Here is a 2,483-nt window from a genome sequence, read left to right as displayed (position 1 = left end):
ACCCAGAGTGGGAGACTCCCAGTTGTCTTCGACAAAACGGATATCATGAACGAGTGGGTCAATGCCCAGTTGACGCAGAGAGTCCAGGTACAGCTCCTGAATATTATCGGGAGATGGCTTCATCACCACCTGGAACTGGTAATAATGCTGCAAGCGGTTTGGGTTTTCACCGTAACGGCCATCGGTTGGGCGACGGCTGGGCTGGACATAAGCCGAGTTCCAGTTTTCCGGGCCGATGGCACGCAGAAAAGTGGCTGGATGGAAAGTACCCGCCCCCACTTCCATATCCAGTGGTTGCATGATAACGCAGCCCTGTTGGGCCCAGAATTGTTGCAGGGCGAGGATCAGCCCCTGGAATGTATTGATATCCGGCATGCTCTGGGAAGTCACTTTTCTACCCCTGTAAAAATAGAGGGGGATTATACCGGTTTGTATGATTAAGTTTAAGCTGTGGATAAGCTGTGAAAAATGTGGGTAAACATTGTGATTTGCCGAATAGATGAACTTAATAGCTCTAAAATTTGTCCTATCAATTACTAAATTTTTCTGAATAAGGTCTTTCAACCATGCATGTAACCAGTTCCGGTCAACTTGGCACATCACGTTCCTGCACTTCAGTGGGGCTGGAAACTAATAACAAGGAGCCTGCCGGGAAGGCTCCGTGTTCTGGTAAGTCGGCCTCTCTCTCTTCATCAGAACCAAAGGATAATTACATACCCAGGCCCAGGAATGCGTTTATTATTTTTCGCAGCATCAGGGCCGCGGAAGTAACGCAAAATGATACATCTCAAGGCATAATCTCCAGACAAGCGGGCAAAGAATGGAAAAAAATGTCTGATGAGCAGAAAAAGCCTTTTTTTCTAAAAGCCCAAAAAGAAAGACATGAGCACAAGAAAAAATATCCCAACTATAAATTTCAACCCAGAAAACGCAGGAAACTGACAACTGATAATATTATTTCACAAACTTCAGGTTCTTCCGGGCTTACTCATACCGTATCCAACGATCCATCTATACCCTGTATGGCTCAGAATGTATTTTCCTCTGCTGCTGCATCAACGAAAAGGATTCAGGAGCCTGGTTCAGTCAAAGAATTGGACAATGCTCGAAATAGACCAGTTTTGGATAATAGGGGAGCAGAGCTGATCTCCCAAAAACGGTTAAAAAAAGAGCCTTCCACAATGAACATAAATGAAGCTGGCAGCAATACCTGCAACGTTAATAGTATTTATTCAAATGAGGCTGACTGTGATTTAAGCGTGGAAAGCTTCACTGAGTCTAATCTTTCTGACCTTTTGAATCCATTTGATAAGCTGCCATGGCTGAGGGTTCTGGAGGGTGAGAGCCTGATAGATTGACTATAATTACGCGCATTTCAACCGGAGATTCTTCTCCATGGTTTTTATTGATCTTGCCTTCAGTTACGCACTTCTTTTGTGGCACATGTTATGGCCCATAACCTTTGGCTTGGCCCTGTCAGCCCTGGTAAGAAGCTATATTCCTACAGACACTATTGTTCACCGATTGGGAGGTAATCATCTGGAAAGCGCAGGCCTTTCCGTAACGCTCGGTGCCGTTTCCTCTGTGTGTAATTACGCCACCATCGGTATGGGACATACGCTGAGGGAAAAAGGGGCCAGCTGGTCAAATACCCTCGCCTTTATGATTTCCAGTACCAATGTGGGGATTACGATGCTGGTTGCTGTTTATGGGTTTTTAGGCATACGGTTTCTGGAAATCATGGTGGCGACTGCGTTTGCGTTTATTATTCTTGCCTACCTCCTGGCTATCGCCATAAAGATGCCTGAACCGGATGTGACGGTCAGCACAGACAAAGGGGAGAGCAGTCATGGTAACGCCTGGGGGAAAGCCTGTTCATTCTTTCGTGATGACCTGAACATGACCCGGAAAGATATACTGGTCGGATTATTGGTTGCTTCGTCCGTCAGTGTCCTTATGCCATCATCGTGGTGGGAGCTGCTTTTCTGGAATGTTCATGAGCATGGTTTTCTGGCATGGCTGTGGAATGCGGTTATCGGGATTATCATTGCCATTCTCACCTTTGGATGTTCGATTGGTAATGTTTCCCTGGCGGCTGTCCTGTGGTGGAACGGTGTGTCACCCGGTGGGGTGATGGCTTTCCTGTTGTCCAGCCTGTTAACCGTTCCCATGCTGCGCATGTCCAGTCAATATTACGGGTTGTCCGTCACTATTAGACAGGCGACGGTTTTATTTTCAAGTATTCTGCTCTCTTGCCTGCTGATGGATTATATCCTGGACAGTACTTCCATTTATCTTGTGCGAAGCAACATGATCGCCGCCAATTCCGGGGATAGAGCCATCATCACACTGATTCTGAATCTGCTTATCGGAGGGCTTGGTCTGATAATGTTCTGGAAGGGAAAAGAAGGAGAAGATGGCTGCTCGATCTGACACTCCCCGCCCTATCGGGCGAGGGTTCTTGATCGCTCAAGAACGTTTCT

At 46.8% G+C, this 2,483-nt stretch carries 3 protein-coding genes; 2 read left to right on the top strand and 1 reads right to left on the bottom strand.

Annotated features, from left to right (window positions below):
- Nucleotides 1-375, bottom strand: a 375-nt coding sequence (locus KDK13_RS15145) for a glycine--tRNA ligase subunit alpha (protein ID WP_257285812.1), incomplete at its 3' end; no start/stop codon positions are given.
- 191 nt (nt 376-566) lie between these two features.
- Between KDK13_RS15145 and KDK13_RS15140 the strand changes: the two genes are divergently transcribed.
- Nucleotides 567-1,358, top strand: a complete 792-nt coding sequence (locus KDK13_RS15140) for an HMG-box domain-containing protein (RefSeq protein WP_257285811.1) — start codon at nt 567-569, stop codon at nt 1,356-1,358.
- A 37-nt stretch (nt 1,359-1,395) separates the two neighbouring features.
- Complete coding sequence (locus tag KDK13_RS15135; protein ID WP_257285810.1) at nt 1,396-2,433, top strand: permease; 1,038 nt, start codon at nt 1,396-1,398, stop codon at nt 2,431-2,433.
- The last annotated feature ends 50 nt before the right edge of the window (nt 2,434-2,483 follow it).

The organism is Endozoicomonas sp. SESOKO1 (assembly GCF_024606265.1).
Classification (GTDB): domain Bacteria; phylum Pseudomonadota; class Gammaproteobacteria; order Pseudomonadales; family Endozoicomonadaceae; genus Endozoicomonas.
The sequence above is the reverse complement of the archived record's forward strand: the minus strand, read 5'-3'. Positions and strand labels throughout refer to the sequence as shown.